Origin of the sequence: Achromobacter aegrifaciens, assembly GCF_902859965.1 — a bacterium.
GTDB lineage: Bacteria > Pseudomonadota > Gammaproteobacteria > Burkholderiales > Burkholderiaceae_B > Achromobacter > Achromobacter aegrifaciens.
On record NZ_CADIKO010000002.1, the window covers coordinates 1,445,507 to 1,464,513 of the forward strand.

The 19,007-nt window shown below is 63.2% G+C and carries 20 protein-coding genes; 5 read left to right on the forward strand and 15 right to left on the reverse strand.

The annotated features are described in order from the left end of the window. Positions 1 to 221 precede the first annotated feature (221 nt). Complete coding sequence (gene uvrB, locus HV793_RS17895) at positions 222 to 2,342, reverse strand: excinuclease ABC subunit UvrB (protein WP_225588755.1); 2,121 nt, start codon at positions 2,340 to 2,342, stop codon at positions 222 to 224. Between the two features lie 75 nt (positions 2,343 to 2,417). Between uvrB and HV793_RS17900 the strand changes: the two genes are divergently transcribed. Continuing rightward, the gene (locus tag HV793_RS17900) at positions 2,418 to 3,617 is read left to right on the forward strand and encodes an amino acid aminotransferase (protein WP_054456103.1); all 1,200 of its coding nucleotides are present in this window, start codon (positions 2,418 to 2,420) and stop codon (positions 3,615 to 3,617) included. 179 nt (positions 3,618 to 3,796) lie between these two features. Continuing rightward, on the forward strand, positions 3,797 to 4,447 hold the full coding sequence (lexA, locus tag HV793_RS17905) for a transcriptional repressor LexA (RefSeq protein WP_054456101.1): 651 nt from the start codon (positions 3,797 to 3,799) through the stop codon (positions 4,445 to 4,447). Between the two features lie 125 nt (positions 4,448 to 4,572). Here the strand turns inward: lexA and lon are convergent, their stop codons facing one another. The 5 genes from lon to loiP form a co-directional block, all read right to left on the reverse strand. After that, entirely contained in the window at positions 4,573 to 7,023 is a 2,451-nt protein-coding gene (gene lon / locus HV793_RS17910; protein WP_054456099.1) for an endopeptidase La, read from the reverse strand. Positions 7,024 to 7,282: 259 nt separating this feature from the next. Further along, positions 7,283 to 8,581: an ATP-dependent Clp protease ATP-binding subunit ClpX gene (gene clpX, locus HV793_RS17915; RefSeq protein ID WP_054456097.1), complete on the reverse strand. Its 1,299-nt coding sequence runs from the start codon at positions 8,579 to 8,581 to the stop codon at positions 7,283 to 7,285. A gap of 100 nt (positions 8,582 to 8,681) precedes the next feature. Beyond that, entirely contained in the window at positions 8,682 to 9,335 is a 654-nt protein-coding gene (gene clpP, locus HV793_RS17920) for an ATP-dependent Clp endopeptidase proteolytic subunit ClpP (protein ID WP_054456095.1), read from the reverse strand. Between the two features lie 4 nt (positions 9,336 to 9,339). Beyond that, positions 9,340 to 10,650 carry a trigger factor gene (tig, locus tag HV793_RS17925; RefSeq protein WP_175213689.1) on the reverse strand — a complete coding sequence of 437 codons (1,311 nt, stop codon included), beginning with the start codon at positions 10,648 to 10,650 and terminating at the stop codon, positions 9,340 to 9,342. Between the two features lie 169 nt (positions 10,651 to 10,819). Continuing rightward, the gene (gene loiP / locus HV793_RS17930; protein ID WP_119449349.1) at positions 10,820 to 11,575 is read right to left on the reverse strand and encodes a metalloprotease LoiP; all 756 of its coding nucleotides are present in this window, start codon (positions 11,573 to 11,575) and stop codon (positions 10,820 to 10,822) included. 259 nt (positions 11,576 to 11,834) lie between these two features. Here loiP and HV793_RS17935 point away from each other — a divergent pair, with 259 nt between their 5' ends. Then, positions 11,835 to 12,386, forward strand: a complete 552-nt coding sequence (locus HV793_RS17935) for a TIGR00645 family protein (RefSeq protein WP_054456088.1) — start codon at positions 11,835 to 11,837, stop codon at positions 12,384 to 12,386. Positions 12,387 to 12,506: 120 nt separating this feature from the next. On the opposite strand, the gene HV793_RS17940 is transcribed toward HV793_RS17935, so the two are convergent. The 5 genes from HV793_RS17940 to HV793_RS17960 all read right to left on the reverse strand — a co-directional run bounded on the left by HV793_RS17940 (position 12,507) and on the right by HV793_RS17960 (position 15,227). Next, positions 12,507 to 12,713 carry a cold-shock protein gene (locus HV793_RS17940; RefSeq protein WP_006225311.1) on the reverse strand — a complete coding sequence of 69 codons (207 nt, stop codon included), beginning with the start codon at positions 12,711 to 12,713 and terminating at the stop codon, positions 12,507 to 12,509. A gap of 330 nt (positions 12,714 to 13,043) precedes the next feature. Then, positions 13,044 to 13,607: a DUF924 family protein gene (locus tag HV793_RS17945; RefSeq protein WP_054456086.1), complete on the reverse strand. Its 564-nt coding sequence runs from the start codon at positions 13,605 to 13,607 to the stop codon at positions 13,044 to 13,046. Positions 13,608 to 13,835: 228 nt separating this feature from the next. Beyond that, complete coding sequence (locus HV793_RS17950) at positions 13,836 to 14,039, reverse strand: cold-shock protein (protein ID WP_006220190.1); 204 nt, start codon at positions 14,037 to 14,039, stop codon at positions 13,836 to 13,838. A 375-nt stretch (positions 14,040 to 14,414) separates the two neighbouring features. Then, positions 14,415 to 14,735 carry a hypothetical protein gene (locus HV793_RS17955; RefSeq protein ID WP_054456085.1) on the reverse strand — a complete coding sequence of 107 codons (321 nt, stop codon included), beginning with the start codon at positions 14,733 to 14,735 and terminating at the stop codon, positions 14,415 to 14,417. A gap of 93 nt (positions 14,736 to 14,828) precedes the next feature. Then, positions 14,829 to 15,227 carry a hypothetical protein gene (locus HV793_RS17960; protein ID WP_054456082.1) on the reverse strand — a complete coding sequence of 133 codons (399 nt, stop codon included), beginning with the start codon at positions 15,225 to 15,227 and terminating at the stop codon, positions 14,829 to 14,831. Between the two features lie 125 nt (positions 15,228 to 15,352). Here HV793_RS17960 and HV793_RS17965 point away from each other — a divergent pair, with 125 nt between their 5' ends. Continuing rightward, positions 15,353 to 15,652, forward strand: coding sequence for a DUF2513 domain-containing protein (locus HV793_RS17965; RefSeq protein ID WP_054456477.1), 300 nt, complete (start codon positions 15,353 to 15,355; stop codon positions 15,650 to 15,652). Positions 15,653 to 15,664: 12 nt separating this feature from the next. On the opposite strand, the gene HV793_RS17970 is transcribed toward HV793_RS17965, so the two are convergent. The 3 genes from HV793_RS17970 to HV793_RS17980 all read right to left on the reverse strand — a co-directional run bounded on the left by HV793_RS17970 (position 15,665) and on the right by HV793_RS17980 (position 17,576). Further along, on the reverse strand, positions 15,665 to 15,937 hold the full coding sequence (locus tag HV793_RS17970; RefSeq protein ID WP_054456080.1) for a hypothetical protein: 273 nt from the start codon (positions 15,935 to 15,937) through the stop codon (positions 15,665 to 15,667). A gap of 70 nt (positions 15,938 to 16,007) precedes the next feature. After that, a complete protein-coding gene (locus HV793_RS17975) occupies positions 16,008 to 16,394 on the reverse strand; it encodes a RidA family protein (protein WP_054456078.1) in 387 nt (128 codons plus the stop codon). A gap of 24 nt (positions 16,395 to 16,418) precedes the next feature. After that, positions 16,419 to 17,576, reverse strand: coding sequence for a DSD1 family PLP-dependent enzyme (locus tag HV793_RS17980; protein ID WP_054456077.1), 1,158 nt, complete (start codon positions 17,574 to 17,576; stop codon positions 16,419 to 16,421). A gap of 100 nt (positions 17,577 to 17,676) precedes the next feature. Between HV793_RS17980 and HV793_RS17985 the strand changes: the two genes are divergently transcribed. Continuing rightward, complete coding sequence (locus tag HV793_RS17985; RefSeq protein ID WP_054456075.1) at positions 17,677 to 18,582, forward strand: LysR family transcriptional regulator; 906 nt, start codon at positions 17,677 to 17,679, stop codon at positions 18,580 to 18,582. Here HV793_RS17985 and HV793_RS17990 read toward each other — a convergent pair. Beyond that, on the reverse strand, positions 18,579 to 18,977 hold the full coding sequence (locus HV793_RS17990) for a RidA family protein (RefSeq protein ID WP_054456073.1): 399 nt from the start codon (positions 18,975 to 18,977) through the stop codon (positions 18,579 to 18,581). The genes HV793_RS17985 and HV793_RS17990 overlap by 4 nt on opposite strands. Between the last annotated feature and the right edge of the window lie 30 nt (positions 18,978 to 19,007).

Genomic DNA, 19,007 nt, shown 5'->3' on the forward strand with positions numbered 1-19,007 from the left:
TAAGGCAAGCTTTTTTTGCGTCTGCGGGATTCTGATCGGGCGAATATGACCCCAATATTTATTCAATGAAATCAATTACTTAGGAAGAAATCCGGATCCAGCCTGTGAACACTGAATCCGGATATTCGGACGAATCGTGGCAGCCTGATTGCAACGCAGCAGATTTCCGGCATATTCAGCCGCCTGTCAGCATATAGAAACATTCAGACATGATTTCGCCGCTACACCGCCCCATCCAGCAGCACGCGCTGCTTCAGCGCGGTCAGCGCATCGCGCGCCGCGGCAGCCTGTTCGAACTCCAGGTTTCGGGCATGATCCATCATCAGCTTTTCCAGGCGCTTGATCTCGCGAGCCAGGGCCTTTTCGTCCTTCAGGAACTCGGCCGGAACCGCGGCCTCGAGCGCATCGTGCTGGGTTGGAGCGACAACGCCATCGATCAGTTCCCGCACGGCCTTTTGCACGCCCCGGGCGGTAATGCCATGGTCGGCATTGAATTTCAGCTGCTTGGCACGCCGCCTCTCGGTTTCCTCCATGGCGCGTTGCATTGAATCGGTGATGCGGTCCGCATAGAGGATGGCGTGGCCATTGAGGTTGCGCGCCGCGCGCCCGATGGTCTGGATCAGGCTGCGCTCCGAACGCAGGAAGCCTTCCTTGTCGGCGTCCAGGATCGCCACCAGCGACACTTCGGGAATATCCAGCCCTTCGCGCAGCAGGTTGATCCCCACCAGCACGTCAAAGGTGCCCAGACGCAGGTCGCGGATGATTTCGACACGTTCGACAGTGTCGATATCCGAATGCAGGTAGCGCACGCGCACGCCATGCTCGCTGAGGAAGTCGGTGAGATCCTCCGCCATGCGCTTGGTCAGGGTGGTGACCAGCACGCGCTCCGCTTGCGCCACGCGCGCCTTGATCTGCCCGAGCAGATCGTCGACCTGGGTGCGGGCGGGCAAGACCTGGACCAGCGGGTCCACCAGGCCCGTAGGCCGGACCACCTGCTCCACCACATTGTCGGTGTGCTCTTTCTCGTAGGCGGCCGGCGTAGCCGACACGAACACGCACTGGCGCATCCGGGCCTCGAATTCCTCGAGCTTCAGCGGCCGGTTGTCCAGGGCCGACGGCAGGCGGAAACCGTACTGCACCAGCGTTTCCTTGCGCGCCCGGTCGCCCCGGTACATGCCGCCCAACTGGCCGATGGTGACGTGGCTTTCGTCGATGAACATGAGCGCATCGGACGGCAGGTAGTCGATGAGGGTGGGCGGCGGTTCGCCCGGCGCCGCGCCCGACAGGTGGCGGGAATAGTTTTCGATGCCTTTGCAGAAGCCCAGCTCCTGCAGCATTTCCAGGTCGAAACGGGTGCGCTGCTCCAGCCGCTGGGCTTCGACCAGATGACCGTCGTCGACGAAGCGCTTGACCCGTTCGCGCAGCTCTTCCTTGATGGTCTCGATGGCGCGCAGCACGGTGTCGCGCGGCGTGACGTAGTGCGAACCGGGGTAGACAGTGAAACGCGGCAGCTTCTGGCGGATGCGGCCGGTCAGCGGATCGAACAGCTCCAGGCTTTCGATCTCGTCGTCGAACAGCGTCAGGCGCAGCGCCAGTTCCGGGCTTTCCGCCGGAAAGATGTCGATGGTCTCGCCACGCACCCGGAAAACGCCGCGGGTGAACTCGGCGTCATTGCGGGTGTACTGCATGGCGACCAGGCGGGCCAGGATCTCGCGGCGCGAGATCTGGTCGCCGGCGCGCAGGATCAGCACCATGGCGTGGTAGTCGCCGGGGTTGCCGATACCGTAGATGCAGGACACGGTGCCCACGATGATGGTGTCGCGGCGTTCCAGCAGGCTCTTGGTCGCCGACAACCGCATCTGTTCGATGTGCTCATTGATGGACGAATCCTTTTCAATGAACAGGTCGCGCGTGGGGACGTACGCCTCGGGCTGGTAGTAGTCGTAGTACGAAACGAAGTACTCGACGGCGTTCTTCGGGAAGAACTCCCGCATTTCGGCGTACAGCTGGGCGGCCAGGGTCTTATTGGGGGCCAGTACCAGCGCCGGGCGCCCCATGCGGGCGATGACGTTGGCCATGGTGTAGGTCTTGCCGGAGCCCGTCACGCCCAACAGCGTCTGGAACATCAGGCCGTCTTCGACCCCTTGGGTCAACCCCTCGATGGCGGTGGGCTGATCGCCCGCCGGCGGATAGGGTTGGTACAGATGGAACGGGCTGCCCGGGAAATCGATGAATCCAGGGCCTGGCGCGGACGGATCCGCCACGGCCGATGCCGCCGCGGGATCGGCCGCCAGGTTCGCTGCGGCCCCCGCCGTAATCGGGTCTATTGCGCTCTTAGGCATGCTAGACTCTTCCAGGGTAAACCCCTCATTATCCACAGCAGCCTGTACTGCGTCCACCCACCTCATCAGACTCCCATGAGCACCCTTTTCGATTCCGTCGAACTCGCCCCGCGCGACCCCATTCTTGGCCTGAACGAACAATACAACGCTGATACGCGTCCCGGTAAAGTCAATCTGGGCGTGGGCGTGTACTACGACGATCAGGGTCGCATCCCCCTGCTGGGCGCGGTCCGCAAGGCCGAAGCCGCCCGCATCGAAGCCGCCGCCGCCCGCGGCTACCTGCCGATCGAAGGCATCGCCGGTTACAACAACGGCGCGCAAGCCCTGCTGCTGGGCAAGGATTCCGCGCTGGCCGCCGCCGGCCGCGTGCTGACCACTCAGGCCCTGGGCGGCACCGGCGCGCTGAAGATCGGCGCTGACTTCCTGCGCCAGCTGCTGCCGACCTCCAAGGTCCTGATCAGCGACCCCAGCTGGGAAAACCACCGCGCCCTGTTCGAGCGCGCCGGTTTCGAAGTCGGTACCTATTCGTACTACGACGCCGCCACGCGCGGTTTGAACTTCGATGCCATGCTGGCCGACCTGAAGGCCGCGCCGGCCAAGACCGTCGTCGTGCTGCATGCCTGCTGCCACAACCCGACCGGCGTGGACCCCACCGCCGACCAGTGGAAGCAGATCGCGGCCGTCGTGAAGGAAAACAATCTGGTCCCGTTCCTGGACATCGCCTACCAGGGCTTCGGCGACGGCCTGACCGAAGACGCTTCGGTCGTGCGCATGTTTGCCGATCTGGACCTGACCATGTTCATCAGCTCCTCGTTCTCGAAGTCGTTCTCGCTGTACGGCGAGCGCGTCGGCGCGCTGACGGTCGTCGCCGGCAGCAAGGACGAAGCCACCCGCGTGCTGAGCCAGCTCAAGCGCGTGATCCGCACCAACTACTCCAACCCGCCCACCCATGGCGGCACGGTGGTGTCGACGGTCCTGAACACGCCTGAACTCTTCGCGATGTGGGAAGAGGAACTCGCCGGCATGCGCGACCGCATCCGCCTGATGCGCAAGCAACTGGTCGACAAGATCAAGGAACACGGCGGCAAGCAGGACTTCAGTTTCGTGCTGCAGCAGCGCGGCATGTTCTCGTACTCGGGCCTGACCGCGGCGCAAGTGGATCGCCTGCGCGAAGAGCATGGCGTGTATGCCGTCTCCAGCGGCCGCATCTGCGTGGCCGCGCTGAACAGCGGCAACATCGACAAGGTCGCCAAGGGCATCGCGGCCGTGCTGTAAGCCATTTGCAGCGCACAGGCCCACGCGGGCCTGCCGTCAGGAACGGGACCTTCGGGTCCCGTTTTTCTTTTGGTCCGGACCGGCTTCTTCTTTTGGTCCAGACCGGCTTGCTTTTTTGCGCTGCGTCCCCCAGAATGGCGCTGTATATATGTACAGTCCGCTAGCACCGGATCATCGCCATGGCCAGCAAACTCACTGATCGCCAACAACAAATCCTGGATCTCATCAGGCAGACCGTCACTCGCACCGGCTTCCCGCCGACGCGTGCCGAAATTGCCCTGGCCCTGGGTTTCCGCTCCCCCAACGCGGCGGAAGATCATCTCAAGGCGCTTGCCCGCAAGGGCGCCATCGAACTGACGGCCGGCGCGTCCCGCGGCATCCGCCTGAAAGACACCTCCCCTGCTCCCACGCAAAGCTCGCTGCCCATGCCGGGCCTGGCGCAGTTGCTGCTGCCGCTGGTCGGCCGCGTGGCCGCAGGCAGCCCCATCCTGGCTGCCGAGCACGTCGAACGCGAGGTTGGCGTCGATCCCAATCTGTTCGCCCAGACGCCCGACTACCTGCTCAAGGTGCGCGGCATGAGCATGCGTGACGCCGGCATCCTGGAAGGCGACCTGCTCGCCGTAAAGAAAGCCTCGGAAGCCCGCAACGGCCAGATCGTGGTGGCCCGCCTGGGCGACGACGTCACGGTCAAACGCTTGCAGCGCCAGAACGGCCACATCGAACTATTGCCCGAAAATCCCGACTTCGAACCCATCGTGGTCGAAGCCGGCCAGGATTTCGCGTTGGAAGGCATCGCGGTGGGCCTGATCCGCACGCACGCGCTGCACTAGCCCCCACTACTCCCGCGTTTGCGCGCGGCATGAAAAAAACCCCGCCAAGAAATTGACGGGGTTTTTTGTTGGAAGCTTGATCCAGAAGGGGCGCCGCTTACCGGCGGCGTCCCTCCCGGTGTCCATCAGTGCTTGAGCACCGGGTCGGTCGAACCAGGTTCGGCAGGCTTGGCCACCAGGGGTTCCTTGACCGCTTCTTCCTCGGCCAGGGGCTCCGGCAGGCGCTCCAGCGCCAGTTCCAGCACCTTGTCGATCCAGCGCACCGGCACGATCTCAAGGTGGTTCTTGACGTTGTCCGGGATCTCCGCCAAATCCTTGACGTTTTCTTCCGGGATCAAGACCGTCTTGATACCGCCACGGTGAGCCGCCAGCAGCTTTTCCTTCAGGCCGCCGATGGGCAGGACTTCGCCGCGCAGCGTGATCTCGCCGGTCATGGCGACATCGGCGCGCACCGGGATGCGCGACAAGGCCGACACCATGGCCGTGGTGATCGCGATACCCGCGGACGGACCGTCCTTGGGCGTGGCGCCTTCCGGCACGTGCACGTGCATGTCGTGCTTTTCGAAGACGCTGTCGGCAAAGCCCAGACGGCGGGCGCGGGAACGCACCACGGTGCGGGCCGCCTCGACCGACTCCTTCATCACGTCGCCCAGCGAACCGGTGCGTTGGATGACGCCCTTGCCCGGCATGTCCGCGACTTCGATCGTCAGCAGGTCGCCGCCAACTTCCGTCCAGGCCAGACCCGTCACCTGACCGATCTGGTTTTCCTTTTCGGCCATGCCGAAGGCGTAACGGCGCACGCCCAGGAAATCGCTCAGGTTGTCGCCCGTGACGTTGACCGGCTTGACCTCGGCGGTCTTGCCTTCGGCCTTGGCGCGGTCGCTCTGGGTCAGCAACTGCTTGATGACCTTGCGGCAGATCTTGCCCACTTCGCGTTCGAGCGCACGCACACCGGCTTCGCGGGTGTAGTAGCGCACGATGTCGCGCAGCGCGCTGTCGTCGACCGTGAGTTCGCTATCCTTCACGCCGTTGTTCTTCATCAGCTTGGGCAGCAGATGGTCGCGGGCGATGTGGATCTTCTCTTCCTCGGTGTAACCCGACAGGCGGATCACTTCCATGCGGTCCAGCAGCGCCGGCGGAATATTCAGCGTGTTGCTGGTAGCCACGAACATGACGTCGGACAGGTCGAAGTCGACTTCGATGTAGTGGTCCTGGAACGTGTGGTTCTGTTCCGGGTCCAGCACCTCGAGCAGCGCCGACGAGGGATCGCCGCGGAAATCCATGCCCAGCTTGTCGATTTCATCGAGCAGGAACAAGGGATTGCGCACGCCGACCTTCGACATGTTCTGGACGATCTTGCCCGGCATGGAGCCGATGTACGTACGACGGTGGCCGCGGATTTCGGCTTCGTCGCGCACGCCGCCCAGCGCCATGCGCACGAACTTGCGGTTCGTCGCCTTGGCGATCGATTGGCCGAGCGAGGTCTTGCCCACGCCCGGAGGGCCGACCAGGCACAGGATCGGCGCCTTCACCTTGTCCACGCGCTGTTGCACGGCAAGGTATTCCAGGATCCGTTCCTTGACCTTTTCCAGACCGTAGTGGTCGTTGTCCAGCACCGTTTCGGCGTTGCTGATGGAATTGTTGATCTTGCTCTTCTTCCTCCAGGGGAGGTTGATGAGCGTATCGATGTAGTTGCGCACCACGGTGGCTTCGGCCGACATGGGCGACATGAGCTTGAGCTTCTTGAGCTCGGCATCGGCCTTCTTGCGCGCCTCTTTGGGCATATGGGCAGCGATGATCTTCTTTTCGAGCTCTTCGATGTCCGCGCCCTCTTCGCCTTCGCCCAACTCCTTCTGAATGGCCTTGACCTGCTCATTCAGGTAGTAGTCGCGCTGGCTCTTTTCCATCTGCTTCTTCACGCGGCCGCGAATCCGCTTTTCGACCTGGAGGATGTCGATTTCGGTTTCGAGTTGCGTGAGCAGACCTTCGAGGCGCTCGGAGGTGCCAACGATCTCGAGCATCTTCTGCTTCTGCTCGAGCTTCAAGGGAAGATGCGCGGCGATCGTGTCGGCCAGGCGTCCGGCATCATCGATGCCAGCCAGCGAGGTCAGGATCTCCGGGGGGATCTTCTTGTTCAGTTTTACGTACTGCTCGAACTGCGCGACGATGGCGCGGCGCAAAGCTTCGGTCTCGGAGCCTTGCATGGCGTCCGGTTCGATCGGCGACACCTGGCAGGTGAAATGCGAATCGGCATCTTCGATGCTGTTGATGCGGGCGCGCTGGGTGCCTTCGACCAGCACCTTGACGGTGCCGTCGGGCAGCTTGAGCATCTGCAGGATGCCGGCTACGCAGCCGATCTCGTAGACGTCTTCGGGGGTGGGATCATCCTTGCCGGCGGATTTCTGGGCCACCAGCATGATGCTCTTGCCCGCTTCCATCGCAACCTCGAGCGCGCGGATAGAGCGCGGACGGCCGACGAACAGCGGGATGACCATGTGCGGAAACACCACGACATCGCGCAGTGGAAGCAGGGGCAGGTCGATCGGGTCGGAAGGCAGGGTCTGGCTGGCAGACATAGGAGGTTCCTCGGTATGACTCGGCGTATCGGGGACGGGAGGCCTGGGTATACCCGGACAATCCACGTCGGTTACGTCTGTTATGGGAACAATAGCCGAAAATTCAAGATCTCGGCGCCTGGATCCCCCAAAGGCTGAAAAAAACCGCGGGGCGGCACCCTCAGTATGCAAGCGTCGCGCCTGCAGGAAAAGCGTGTTTGCACCCGGGAATGCGCCTTAGGCAAAAAAACCCGTTACAGGAACGGGCTTTTTTGAAATATCAGGCTGCGGCGTCGCGGACTTCTCCGCGCTCTGGCTTGTCTGAAGCCGCGTCCTCGTCGGCGTAGATGAGCAATGGCTTGCCCTCGCCTTCGATCGCGTTCTCGTCCAGCACCACGCGCTTGACGTTGCCCTGGGAAGGCAGGTCATACATGGTGTCGAGCAGGGCCTGCTCGATGATGGAACGCAGACCGCGCGCGCCCGTCTTGCGGCGCAGCGCCTTGCGGGCGATCGCCTTCAGGGCGGCGGGACGCACGTCGAGCTCGGCGCCTTCCATGGCGAACAGCTTCTGGAACTGCTTGAGCAAGGCATTCTTGGGCTCGGTCAGGATTTGCACCAGGGCCGCTTCGTCCAGCTCGTCCAGGGTTGCGACCACCGGCAGACGGCCAACCAGTTCGGGGATCAGGCCGAACTTGATCAGGTCTTCGGGTTCGACTTCGGAGAACAGTTCGCCCACGCCGCGCTCCGACTTGGCGCGCACCGAGGCCGAAAAGCCGATGCCCGATTTCTCGGTGCGGTCGCGGATGACCTTTTCCAGTCCGTCGAAGGCGCCGCCCACGATGAACAGGATGTTGGTCGTGTCGACCTGGACGAAGTCCTGGTTCGGGTGCTTGCGGCCGCCCTGCGGGGGCACCGAGGCGACCGTGCCTTCGATCAGTTTCAGCAAGGCCTGCTGCACGCCCTCGCCCGATACGTCGCGCGTAATGGACGGGTTGTCGGACTTGCGCGAAATCTTGTCGATTTCGTCGATGTAGATGATGGCGCGCTGCGCCTTTTCCACTTCGTAGTTGCAGTTCTGCAGCAACTTCTGAATGATGTTCTCGACGTCTTCGCCCACGTAACCGGCCTCGGTCAGCGTGGTGGCGTCGGCCATGACGAAGGGCACGTTCAGCATGCGCGCCAGCGTCTGGGCCAGGAGCGTCTTGCCCGACCCGGTGGGGCCGATCAGCATGATGTTGCTCTTGGAGAGCTCGACTTCGTCGCCCTTGATCTCGCCGTGGCGGATGCGCTTGTAATGGTTGTAGACGGCCACGGCCAGCATGCGCTTGGGCGAGTTCTGCCCAATGACGTACTGGTCGAGGAAGGTCTTGATTTCAGCCGGAGTGGGCAGTTCGGAACGAATCGCCGCGCGCGCGGTGGCTTGCGCCTCCTCGCGGATGATGTCGTTGCAAAGATCTATGCATTCATCGCAGATGAATACCGACGGACCCGCGATCAGCTTGCGGACTTCATGCTGGCTTTTATTGCAAAACGAGCAATGCAGCACTTTTGCGTCTGCCGATCCCTTTTTTTCAGGCATATATGTTCGTATCTCAGGTAAAGATGCGCCAGGCCGGCTAAAGGCCTAGCGCATGCGCTTACTCAAACGTGGTGGCAGCGGGTTCGGGTCAACCGGGAAGTCAGCCTTCCGAGCGGGAGGTCATAACCTTGTCCACCAGTCCATACGATACCGCATCTTCGGCCGACATGAAGTTGTCACGCTCCGTGTCTATGCCGATGCGTTCCATGGTCTGGCCGGTATTGTCGGCCAGGATGCGGTTCAGGCGTTCACGCAGGTCCAGGATCTCGCGAGCCTGGATCTGGATGTCCGAGGCCTGCCCCTGGGCGCCGCCCGAGGGCTGGTGGATCATGATGCGCGAGTTGGGCAGCGTGAAGCGCTTGCCCTTCTTGCCTGCCGCCAGCAGGAACGCGCCCATGCTGGCCGCCAGGCCGGTGCAAAGGGTGGACACGTCCGGCTTGACGAATTGCATGGTGTCAAAGATGGCCATTCCCGCATACACCGACCCGCCGGGCGAGTTGATGTACAGGGAAATGTCCTTGTCAGGATTCTCCGATTCCAGGAACAGCAACTGCGCCACGACCAGGTTGGCCGTTGCGTCATTGACCGGACCCACCAGGAAAATGAGCCGCTCGCGGAGCAGACGCGAATAGATGTCGTAGGCGCGTTCGCCGCGCCCCGACTGCTCGATCACCATGGGAATGTAGCCCAGGCCGGTGGGGGTCACCGAAGACCCGCCATTCATTGCCGCATAGAAATCGGTGAATCTCTGCATAGTGTTACGCCATCCCCATCAACTGATCGAAAGGCACCTTCTCTTCGGTGACCTTGGCCTTTTCAAGCACGTGCGCGACGACATTGTCTTCCAGCACGATAGCCTCGATTTCAGCACGACGCTGGCGGTCGGCCAGGTAATAGCTGACAACCTGTGCGGGTTGTTCGTAGTTCTCGGCGAACTCTTCGATACGCGCACGGACTTGTTCGGGCTTGGCTTGCAGCTGGGCTTGCTTGACCAGTTCCGACACCAGCAGGCCCAGGCGCACGCGGCGCTCGGACTCGGTGGCGAAGGCTTCGGCCGGGATCGGCACGGATTCGGCGTTGGGGATGCCGCGCTGCTTCAGCTCTTCGCGGGCGGCGGCGACACGGCCTTGCACGTCGTTGTCGACCAGGGCCTTCGGCACGTCGAACTTGCCGGCTTCGACCAGGGCGTCCATGACGCTGGACTTGGTGCGGCCAGCCGAACGGACCTTGACTTCGCGCTCGATGTTGCTGCGGATGTCGGCCTTCAGCTTTTCGAAGTCGCCTTCGGCCTGGCCGAGGGACTTGGCGAATTCGCCGTTCAGTTCGGGCAGCACGCCTTCAGCCACTTCCTTGACGGTAATGGTGAATTCGGCGGTCTTGCCGGCAACTTCCTTGCCCTGGTAGTCATCGGGGAACTTGAGCGGGAAGACCTTGCTTTCGCCAGCCTTCAGGCCGCGGGCGGCTTCTTCGAATTCCGGCAGCATGCGGCCTTGGCCGAGCACGAACGGGAAGGCTTCGGCCTTGCCGCCTTCGAACGGCACGCCGTCGATGGTGCCGGCGAAGTCCAGCGTGACGCGGTCGCCGTCTTGCGAGGCGCGGCCTTCACGGGCTTCGAACGTGGCGCGCTGCTTGCGCAGGACGTCCAGGGTCTGCTGCACTTCGGCGTCGGTGACGGCCGTTTCGTAGCGGGTGACGGCCAGGGCCGACAGATCCGGCACGGCGACTTCGGGGTAGACCTCGAACGTGGCGGTGAACGCCAGCGTGTCGTCGGCAACGCCTTCAGTCTTGGGCTCGAGGTTCGGGGCGCCGGCGACGCGCAGCTTGGCGCCATCGACAGCTTGTTCAAAGGCACGGCCAACTTGGCTATTGATCACGTCGTAGCGGATGCCGGGGCCATGGCTGCGCTCGAGCATGGCGAGCGGAGCTTTGCCCGGACGGAAGCCGGGGACCTTGGCGGTCCGGGCCACGCGCTTCAATTGCGCCTGGACTTCCTTTTCGACGTCGGCCACCGAGACGGCCAGATCAACACGGCGCTCCAGGCCGGAGAGGGTTTCAACCACAGGCTGCATTAAAAGACCTATTTTCCGAGAGATAAAGAGATGACGGGCGGATAAACGGGGCATTTTACCGGAAACTTCCGGTCCCCTGACGCAAAGGGGCGCGAGCACCCGGATAAGTCCGGATACTCGCGCCCCGTTTTCCACCCGGGACGGGAGAATATACGTCAGCCAGAAAGCCTTATTTGGCCTTGGCGATGCGCTCTTCGATGTGCTGCGCGCGCTTGGCCGAGGACGGATGCGAGCTCATCATGTCGCTCTTGCCGCCGTCCAGCTCAGCCAGCTTCTGGAACGCGGTCACCAGGCCGCGGGTGTTCAAGCCCTTGGCCTGCAGCTGGTCGAACGAGTAATCGTCGGCGGCGCTTTCCTGCGACTGCGAGAACTGCGCGTTGATGAACTTCTCGGTCAGGTCGCCCAGTTGCGACGAGCTGAGCGCGGCCACGGTGGCGCCGCCTGCCGCATTGGCGGCATCGCGCGCGGCGGAAACGGTGTAGGCGGTCTGCATCGCCTTCTTGCTGTGGCCCAGCGCGACGTGGCCGATTTCGTGGCCCACCACGCCCATCACCTCATCGTCGGTCATCATGTCCATCAGGCCGCTGTAGACGCGGATGCAGCCGTTGGCCATGGCCCAGGCGTTGACGTCCTTGGTGATGTAGACCTTGTAGCTGGCCTTCTGGCCGTTGACCGTGCCGCCCAGTTGCTTGGCGATCTTCTGCAGGCGGGCGTCGTACTTGCTGCCGGGAGCGGCGATCTTTTCCTGGGAATCGCTCTGGGCGCAAGCCTTGTCCGACAGGGTCTTGATCTCGGCATCGCTCAGCGTGGCAGCTTGAACGACCTTGCTGCCGGCGCCGACCAGGCCGCCGATGTCCAAAGCGTGGGAGGCGGAGAAAGGGGCGAGCGCAACGCCCAGGGCGGCGACGGTGTAGCGGATCTTCATGGGAACAAACTCCTCTTTACTGGCTCTATGCGAACGAGGCCGCAATTCTATATACGACCAATGCGCACCAAGCGTTTCGCCACACAGTTTCGCAAATGCCAGTTTTCCTTACATAAAACCCGAACAGGATTTGCGCAATCGTGCTAGCGGGTATTCCCTTGGATCAGACCCTCTCAAAGAAACTGATATCTGCGGCAACGCGGCGTTGATAGAATTGCGCCCGCCATTTTTTCGCACACACCATAGGGCTCGCACCCAAATGATCTCCAACACCCCTCCCCGCCTGGGCCTGCTGCCCAGCCTGATCTTCAGCTCGCGCTGGCTGCAACTGCCCCTGTACCTGGGATTGATCGTCGCGCAAGGCGTCTACGTCATGCTGTTCCTGAAAGAGCTCTGGCACCTGGTGACGCACGCCAGCAGCTTCGGCGAAATGGAGATCATGCTGATCGTGCTGGGCCTGATCGACGTGGTGATGATCTCGAACCTGCTGGTCATGGTGATCGTGGGCGGCTACGAAACCTTCGTGTCCCGCCTGCGCCTGCAAGGCCACCCGGACCAGCCGGAATGGCTCAGCCACGTGAACGCCAGCGTGCTCAAGGTCAAGCTGGCCATGGCCATCATCGGCATCTCCTCGATCCACCTGCTGCGCACCTTCATCGAGGCCGGCACGCTGGGCACGCCCAACGCGCGCTTCTCCGAGGCCGGCGTGATGTGGCAGACCATCATCCACGCCCTCTTCATCCTGTCGGCGCTGGGAATTGCGCTGGTGGACAAGCTGGCCACGCCACCGGCCAACCACGCGAAGCACTGACGCCGGCAAGCGCCCCAGAGGCGCGCCCGCCCGGCAACAAAAAAAGCCCCCGCACATTGCGTGCGGGGGCTTTTTTCTGGGCGGAGCGCCGGGCCGGCCCGGGGCGCTGCCCTGCGAAGGTCAGGCCGCTACCTTGATGTTCTTTGCGCTGGGACCCTTGGGGCCGGTACCGACCTCAAAGGTGACGCGCTGGTTTTCCTGCAGCGACTTGTAGCCTTCGCTGCGGATTTCCGAGTAGTGAGCGAAAAGATCCTTGCTGCCATCATCGGGCATGATGAAACCATAACCCTTTTCGGCGTTGAACCACTTAACGATGCCGGTTGCCATGGAGTGTCCTTGAACCTAGAAAAAGCGATTGCTCGCGGGGCGCCAGATCATCAAGGATGGGAGAGGAAGCAACCGCAGTACCACTGACGGCGACAAGTGAAACGCAGACCGCGTCGCTTGAAAATCTCGCTGAACCCAGTGTATTGGCGAACCCCGAAAAACGTCAAACATCCGCAAATTCAGGAGCACCGCCAAAGCAGCGGAGAAGCAAGGCCGGCGCGGGTTTGACACCGCCAGGCAGCCCGGAAATTTTCAACTTGGCACGCGTAGACACATGCGGATACCTGCTGCCGGAAAGGCGCCTGGACCCACGTGCCGCGCGCGGTGCGCCTACCCCGCAAACCCGCCGGAATCGAGAAACTCCTGCTCCGCCTGCGTAGTTTGCCGGCCCAACGCGGCATTGCGATGGGGAAAGCGCCCGAAGCGCTTGATGATGTCGCGATGCAGGACCGCCCAGCGCAGCGAGTCGGCGTCCAATGGTTCCATCAAGGCCACGGCGCGGTTTTGCGCGGCGAGGTTCTCCGCGTGCTCGAAGGGCAGGTAGAAAAACTGACGCAGTTGCGGGTCCACCCCCAGATCATGGCCGGCCGCGATGGCCCGGTCGGCGAAGTACTGGGCCAAAGGGTCCGTGGCGAACATGTGCGCCGTCCCCCGGTAGGCGTTGCGCGGAAACTGGTCCAACAGGACCATCAGGGCCAAGGCGCCGGTGGCGTCGTCCAGCCACGCATCCAACTGGCGCGCGGCCGCAGCCATGTGGGCGGCCTCGAAACGGGCGCGGAAGGCTGCGTCGAAGTCCGCGCTCTTGTTGAACCACTGTTGCGGGCCGGCATCGCGCCAGAACGCCACCACCTCGTGGGGTTGCGGAACGATTTGCGTGGCGGGGGTAGAAGTCATGAGCGCGCATATCCTGAAGTCGAAAGCAAGGCCGACAATAACAGAGACGCGCACCATATTAGGATCCATACACCGAATGAATGAATCGGGTGTGACTTGGAAACCTGAATAACGCACTCTAGGGATTACCCTGAGATTACAAGCGCAGCGATACTTTCCATGTTTAGGAACGCTGCGGCAGAAAACAAAAAAGCCCCACGAGGGGGCTTCTATCGAAAACTCAGACCCTTACAGGACCTGGATCTTCGTAGCTTGCGGGCCCTTGGGGCCGTTGGCCGTCACAAAGCTGACGCGCTGGTTCTCTTCCAGAGACTTGAAGCCCGAGCCCTGAATTTCGGAGAAGTGAGCGAACAGATCCTTACCACCCGCTTCCGGAGTGATGAAGCCATAGCCCTTTTCCGAGTTGAACCACTTAACGACGCCGGTTTCCATACTGTATTTCCTAGAGATAATGGGCAAATGCCCGGAGGTCACGAATCAATCAAGGAGGGGACAGTAGAACAATAACGCTGAGCCGGAAAAGGCACGGCACTGAACGAAAATCGCAACGCTTGTGATCGTGTGCCGACACTATCGTTAGGTTCCCCTCACAAGTCAACATAATCCTAAAAAATGCGTGCCAATAATGCAACAAAGAGAAACTGCACGCGGATTCCACACATTTTCATAGGCAATAAGAAGTCCTGCATAGGTGTTTACACCCACGCATCATAAAAAAACAATCTAGGCTTATATAAATGCCGCCTGCCCGCGTACGAGGATTTCTTCATACGCCGTTCGGGCTAGCACTTTGGTTTGCCGCCAGGCTTACTCGTCGATAGGTAAACCCAGCAGATCGAGCGCCGCGCCGAAAGCATCGGGACCCGAGCAAAGGAAAACCGCCACGTCGCCGGGATTCATATTCTCCAGGACTTGGTCGATCTGTTCTTGCGCATTATCAACATTGTCGACACTAGAGGCGTGTATGTCAGCCCCTGCTTCGACTTTTTCACGCGGCACGATGTCTGCGATCGCATTGAGATCCGCCACGCCTTCCAGGACGTAGACGCTGATGCTCTCGCCATCCAGCGTGGTGTGCAGCTCGACGCCGCCCGCTACGTCGGCAACCTGCCGACTTACTATTTCCATGATCACTCTTCCTTGACTTGCGGGCGCTGCCCGCCTGGGCACGCACCTTGCAGGTGCACTCGCACGCCCAGGCGCGACTATAACAGCCTTGGGCTAATGCTTCTTGACAGTAGGACCAAGCGACTGCCGCGCGGCGCCGGAGGTGGCGGCAACGGAACGAGTCCGCACCCCGGCATCGGCCAGAACCCGGACCAGCGGCTTCTGCGCCGCCAGGAAGCGGTCCTTCTCCTCGCCGGCGAGCTTGCAGACGAACATCTGGGCCAGGAGCTGTGTACGGCGGGCCTTGCGGTTGCCGGCCTCCTGGGCCAGCCAGTCGCCGACCCACGCCGCCGCCGCATCCGCATCGCCCTGCAGCTTGATATGGCCAAGCAGATCGAACACGGTCACGCCTTCGATGCGGCCGTCCTCGCTGCGCGTGAGAAAGAGCTTGGCGGCCTGGCCCGTGTAGCCGGGGATCAGCGCGAGGCAATCGCGCTCTGCGGGTTTCTTCATGGAATCTGCATGTATCGGTTATCGAGAACCCTGGACTGTAACCCGGCTGCGGCCCCTGTCGCGTCGCGGCAATGGATCTCTGCTATCGTCGGCCTGTCTTTTACCCCCAATGAATGGTGGACAACATGCAACGCGATTTCGACCTGGTCGTCACTATCCTGGGCGCCCTGCGCGACGCCCCCGGCCCCAACCTGAGCACGCACGACATCAAGAACGTGGCCCTGGCGCCGCATCCCGAAGAGCAAGGCCTGCAACTGATTGCGCATCACCTCGACCTGCTGGAAGACGCGGGCCTGGTCAAGCAGATCAGCGAGACGGCGGCCACTGCGGGCGCGACGCGCTGGCGCATCACCTGGAAGGGCTACGACGCCCTGGAACAGGATGAAGAAGACGAAGACGACGAAGATTTCGACGCCGAAGAATAAGGCGCGAAGCGCTCAGCGGCGCAAGAGTATGCGCCGCGTGAGCAGCGATGCGGCGGCGCCGATCACCAGGCTGAACATGAAGGCGGCGATCGACAGCATCGCCGACAGTTCGCTGAAGCCGCCGTGGCGGGACAGCAGGAACACCGCCACGCCCACCGCCGCGGCCAGCGCGACAACCCCCAGCAGCACCCGCTTGACGGAGCCCAGGCGCCCGCATAGCGAGCCGCCTGCCAGCGCCGCCGCCACCATAGCGGCCATGGACCAGAACAGGTATTCGTACTGCATGCGGACGGTCTCCCCCGAAGGTATTGAGGCGCAGGCATTATAGGCGTCCGCCTGCGCGGTCCGCCGCGGGCTAGGCGACGGCGACCACGCTGATCTCCACCTGGGCGCCGTAGTGCAGCTCGCGGGTGGGCACAATGGCCCGCGCGGGCCGGTGAGCGCCGAAGCACTCCTCGTAGACTTGGTTGACCTCGTCCCAAAGCGCCACGTCCGGGATGTACACGGTCACGCTGGCGACCGCGGCAAGCGACGCGCCGGCCGCTTCGAGTATGGCGCGAACACTGCGCAGCGCTTCCCGGGTCTGGGCCGCGGCGCCATCGGCCAGCGCTGGTCGCGCGCCCGGCGCAGCGGGCGGCAGGAAGCCCAATTGCCCCGAAACGAATATGAAACCGTTGGCGCGGACCGCCTGCGAATAATGGCCCGCGGGCGGCGTGGCCCGATTCGTATGGATGAGATCCATGCATGCCTCCTCGTGAAAGGCGGCTTACCAGCCGCGAAAGCGTTCCCAATGCGCCACCACCCCGGACGAATCCGGACGCACGACCTCGTAGGCATCATGCTGGGCGCAGGTCGCGCAGGCGTGATTGGGCACGATGCGCAGCTTCGCCCCCAGCGGCAGCTCGGGCAAGGCGGCGCCGCTGCCAGGACGCACCTTGATGATGCCCTGCTCCTGGTTGGTCTCGGCCAGCAGCAAGTCGGGATAGACCGTGCCGCTGGCGTCGCACACCAGGCCGTACAGTTGGTCCACCCGCTGCTTGGCCGTGCCCCGGTCGCGCGACATGGCCATCCATCCGGCATCCACCAGGATCCAGCCCTTGTCCGGCTGATGGCCGATCACGGTCGTCAACACCGTGGCGGCGATGTCGTCGACCGTACACACGCCCAGCCCGGCCATCACCAGATCGAAGAATACGTATACGCCCGCGCGCACTTCGGTCACGCCATCGAGCTTGCGGGCGAAATGCGCGGTGGGGGTGGATCCCACGCTGACCACGGGACATGGCAGGCCAGCCTGGCGGATCGCCTCGGCGCAACTCACGGCCGCCACGCGCTCCTGCTCGGCCATGTCGGCAATGGCGTCGACGCTATCGCAGCCGTACGACTCGCCGGCGTGCGTCATGACGCCGCGCAGGCACGCGCCGTCCTCATGCAGGACGCGCGCAATCGCCAGCAACTGTGCCGTATTACCCGGCTGCACCCCGGCGCGATGGCCGTCGCAGTCGATCTCGATCAGTGCCGGGATGGCGTCGCCAGCATCCCTCCCCCGCTGGGCGACGGCGCGCGCCGCTTCGAGGCTGTCCACCACCACGGTGAGATCCACGCCGCGGCGGCGCAGCGCCAGCACGCGGTCCAGCTTTGCTGGCGACACGCCCACGGCGTACAGCAGGTCGGTGACGCCGGCAGCCGCGAACTGTTCGGCCTCCTGCAGCGTGGACACGGCGGCCGGCCCCTGGGGTGTAGACATGAGCCGGCGCGCGACGTCGATCGATTTGGGCGTCTTCAGGTGCGGACGCAGTTGCACCCCATGCCCGGCCATCAGCGCATTCAGACGATCGATGTTGCGCATCATGCGCGTCTCGTCGAGCAGCAGGCACGGGGTATCCAGGGTCTCGAGGGAGGAAGGCGTGGCGTTCTGGTTCATGGCGTTCTCGGCATGGCGTATCGGGGAATGGCTGAAGTATGGCGCGGCGGCGGTTCCGCGTGTTTAATCTAGACTTAATCATCCATTAATCCATGCCTGCATGATTACGACCGAAGACCTGCGTTTCTTCCTTAGCCTGGCCGCCACCCGCTCGCTGGCCGAAGCGGCGCGCGCGCTGGATGTCACGCCTCCCGCAGTCACCCAAAGACTGCATACGCTGGAAAAACGGCTGGGGGTCAGGCTGGTCAACCGTTCGGGACGCGGCACCGCGCTGACCGACGAAGGCAGGCTGCTGGCGCTGCGGGCGGAACAGATCTGCGGCGAACTGGGCGACCTGGCCGACGAACTGGCAGGCCGCAGGGGCGTGGTGGCAGGCCATCTGCGCGTGGTCGCGCCGCTGGGATTCGGGCAGCGCTACATCGCTGGGCTGGTCGCCGAGTTCCGCAGCCAAAGCGCGGACGTGACCGCCAGCCTGACGCTATCCGACGGGCCGCCGCGGCTGGCTTCCGATGACTGGGATGTGATGGTTCACATCGGCGAGCTGCGCGATTCGACATTGGTCGCGTACCCGCTGGCGCCCAATCGCCGGATCCTGTGCGCGGCGCCCTCCTACCTGGCGCGCCACGGCGCTCCTGCCAAGCCCGAGGACCTGCGCGGGCACGACTGCATCGCGCTGCGCGAGAACGATGAAGACGTGACCTTGTGGCGCTTCAAGCATGGACGCGGCCCGGCCGTGGGGGTGCGCGTGGCGCCGGTGCTGTCCAGCAATGCCGGGGAAACCGCCGTGGAGTGGGCCCTGGCCGGGCACGGCATCATCGTGCGCTCGGAATGGGATGTGGCCACGCATCTGCAGGCGCGCGCGCTGGTGCCGCTGCTGCCCGGCTGGACCTTGCCGTCGGCCGACGTGGTGGCCCTGGTGAAATCGCGCCAGGAACTGCCCGCGCGCACGGCCGGCTTTCTGGCGCATCTGCGCGCCGCCTTTGCAACGGCGCCCTGGCGCGCCTAGTCGAGCATGGCCTCGGCCTCGATCTCGATCAGCCATTCCGGCAGCGACAGGCCGCTGACGATGATCCACGATGAGGGCGGAGGATCTTTCTTGAAGCGGTCGCGCAGCGCCTGCGCAATGACTTCCTGATCCTCCCTGGCCGTTTCGCAGATGTAGATGCGCAGCATGATCACCTGCGCCAAAGTGCCGCCGGCCGCAGCCAGCACGCGCTCGACATTGTCCAGCGCGGCTTCGGTCTGCTCCTGCAGGCCCGGCCCCGCCGTACGCTCGTTGATGTCGACGCCAACCTGGCCGGACAGCAGCATGCGGCGCTGCCCCGTGACGATGACGGCCTGGCTGAATCCATACTGGACGGTGTTGAACACGGTGTCGGGATTGACGACTGTTCTGGACATGCGGTTCTCCTTGCGGCGCGCCTGGTGAGG